Genomic DNA, 2652 nt, shown 5'->3' with positions numbered 1-2652 from the left:
GTACCCGCACCAGTTCTCCGGCGGTCAGCGCCAACGCATCGGCATCGCCCGCGGGCTGGCACTCAACCCCGAGATCATCATCTGCGACGAGCCGGTCTCGGCCCTGGATGTCTCTGTCCAGGCCCAGGTCATCAACCTGATGGACAGACTCCAGGACGAGTTCAACCTGTCGTACCTCTTCATCGCCCACGACCTGTCGGTCGTGCGGCACATCTCCGACCGGGTCGGCGTGATGTACCTCGGCAAGATGGCCGAGATCGGCACCGACACGGAGATCTACGACCGACCACGGCACCCCTACACGAAGGCGCTCCTGTCGGCCGTGCCCGTGCCCGACCCCGAGCTCCGGGAGAGCCGCGAGCGGATCATCCTCACCGGCGATGTCCCGTCCCCGGCCAATCCGCCGTCCGGCTGCCCCTTCCGCACCCGCTGCTGGAAGGCACAGCAGAAGTGCGCCGACGAGGTGCCGCCCCTGGTTCGTATCGAGGGAAGCCGCGAAGGGCACCTGACCGCCTGCCACTTCCCCGTAGAAGTGCCAACCCCGGTTCAGTAGGCCCCGGCCTACCGACCAAAGGCCTCCCCGGTCGCGACGGGGCGCTCGAAGAACGTCTCGAGCGCCACCGTCGCCTGAGTACCGCTGACGCCCTCGATCGCGTACAACCGCCGCAGTACGTCCTGGAGTTGCTCGGTGGTCGCCGTCCGCACCTTGACCAGCACCGACGCGCTGCCCGCGATCACATGGGCCTCCTGGATCTCGGGGATGGCGGCGAAGCGCCCACTCGCGTCCCCCATCCACGCCGAGGACTCGACCATCACGAAGGCCAGCACCCCGGCGCCGACGGCCGCGGGATCGACATCGATGGTCGTACGGCGGATCACGCCCGCCTCGCGGAGCTTGCGGACCCGCTCATGGGCGGCGCCCGCCGAGAGCCCGACCGCCTTGCCCAGCGCCGAGTAGGCCTGCGCGGCGTCCTCCTGGAGCAGGCCCAGCAGCTTCCGGTCGATGGCATCCATGAATCTCCTTCACCAAATCCCTTGCCTAGACCATACGTCATCCTGCAATACTCCGGATCAGGCGAACACAGTTCGGAGTTCGCCCCGCTTGAAGGGGATGGGGACATGATCACCGGCCGACCCGCCGTGTACGAGGTGCTCGACGACAGGTTCCGTACCGAGAAGTGCGGCTCAGGCGACGAAAAGTTGGAGACGCTCTACGAGGACTGCCGCTGGGCGGAGGGGCCGCTCTATATCCCGGCCTGGCGCCAGCTCATCTGGAGCGACATCCCCAACGACCGCATGCTGCGCTGGGACGAGGCCACCGGCCACGTCGCCGTCTTCCGCTCCCCCGCCGGGCACTCCAACGGCAACACCCTGGACCGCGAGGGCCGCCTGGTCACCTGCGAGCAGGGCAACCGCCGCGTCACCCGAACCGAGCCGGACGGCTCGCTCACGGTGCTCGCCGACCGCTACCAGGGCAAGCGGCTGAACAGCCCGAACGACTCCGCGGTGCGCTCCGACGGCTCGATCTGGTTCTCCGACCCGGACTTCGGGATCACCAGCGACTACGAGGGCCATCGCGCCGAGAGCGAGATCGGCGCCAACAACGTGTACCGGATCGACCCGGCCAGCGGTGAGGTGCGGCTGGTCGCCGACGGCTTCGGGGCGCCCAACGGCCTGGTCTTCTCGGCCGACGAGCGCGAGCTGTACGTCTCGGACACCAGGAAGAACCAGATCCGCGTCTTCGACGTACGCGAGGACGGCACGCTCTCCGAGGGCCGGGTCTTCGCCGAGGGCACCAAGGAAGGCCGCTTCGACAACATCCGGTTCGACGACGCGGGCCATCTGTGGGCGGCGGCCATGGACGACGGTGTGCACTGCTACGCCCCGGACGGCACCCTGCTCGGCCGCATCCTGGTCCCGAACACGGTCTCCAACATCCGCTTCGGCGGCGCGAAGCGCAACCGCCTCTTCATCACCGCCAATGACACGCTCTACTCGCTGGTCATGGGGGTCACCGCACCACCGCTGCTGCCGGGCAGCGTGGGCTAGTCAGGAGGCTCGCCCGGTAGGTCGTGCTGCTCCTCCTCGGGCGGTACGACCTGCTTCTCCTCCGCGAAGTGACAGGCCGACGGATGCGCGGCGGGCCCCTCCGTGAGCCGGAACACCGCGGGCACCGCCAGCAGCGGCACCTCCAGCTCGCACCGCTCCTGCGCCTTCCAGCAGCGGGTCCGGAACCGGCAGCCGGAGGGGATGTTGGCCGGGGACGGCACATCGCCGGTGAGGATGATCCGCTCCCGGTGCTCCCGCGCCGCCGGGTCGGGCACCGGGACCGCGGAGAGCAGCGCCTGGGTGTACGGGTGGGTCGGGTGCTCGTAGATCTGCTCGTCGGTGCCGATCTCGACGATCCGGCCCAGGTACATCACGCCGACCCGGTCGGAGATGTGCCGCACGATCGACAGGTCGTGGGCGATGAAGAGATAGGAGAGGTTGAACTCGTTCTGGAGCTTGTCCAGGAGGTTGATGACCTGCGCCTGGACCGACACGTCAAGCGCCGAGACCGGCTCGTCGGCGACGATGATCTCGGGGTTGAGTGCCAACCCGCGGGCGATGCCGATGCGTTGGCGCTGACCGCCGGAGAACTGGTGCGGGTAC

At 68.6% G+C, this 2652-nt stretch carries 4 protein-coding genes; 2 read left to right on the top strand and 2 right to left on the bottom strand.

Features of this window, described 5'->3' with window-relative positions:
• A partial coding sequence (locus tag U9R90_RS35360; RefSeq protein WP_411061528.1) for an oligopeptide/dipeptide ABC transporter ATP-binding protein occupies positions 1–553 on the top strand: 553 nt, incomplete at its 5' end.
• 8 nt (positions 554–561) lie between these two features.
• Here U9R90_RS35360 and U9R90_RS35355 read toward each other — a convergent pair.
• Positions 562–1014: an Lrp/AsnC family transcriptional regulator gene (locus tag U9R90_RS35355; RefSeq protein WP_411061527.1), complete on the bottom strand. Its 453-nt coding sequence runs from the start codon at positions 1012–1014 to the stop codon at positions 562–564.
• Positions 1015–1119: 105 nt separating this feature from the next.
• On the opposite strand from U9R90_RS35355, the gene U9R90_RS35350 reads away from it, so the two are divergent.
• Positions 1120–2049, top strand: coding sequence for an SMP-30/gluconolactonase/LRE family protein (locus tag U9R90_RS35350; RefSeq protein ID WP_411061526.1), 930 nt, complete (start codon positions 1120–1122; stop codon positions 2047–2049).
• On the opposite strand, the gene U9R90_RS35345 is transcribed toward U9R90_RS35350, so the two are convergent.
• The coding region (locus tag U9R90_RS35345; protein WP_411061525.1) for an oligopeptide/dipeptide ABC transporter ATP-binding protein at positions 2046–2652 on the bottom strand (607 nt) is incomplete at its 5' end. The genes U9R90_RS35350 and U9R90_RS35345 overlap by 4 nt on opposite strands.

The organism is Streptomyces sp. E11-3 (assembly GCF_046540415.1).
GTDB lineage: Bacteria > Actinomycetota > Actinomycetes > Streptomycetales > Streptomycetaceae > Streptomyces.
The sequence above is the reverse complement of the archived record's forward strand: the minus strand, read 5'-3'. Positions and strand labels throughout refer to the sequence as shown.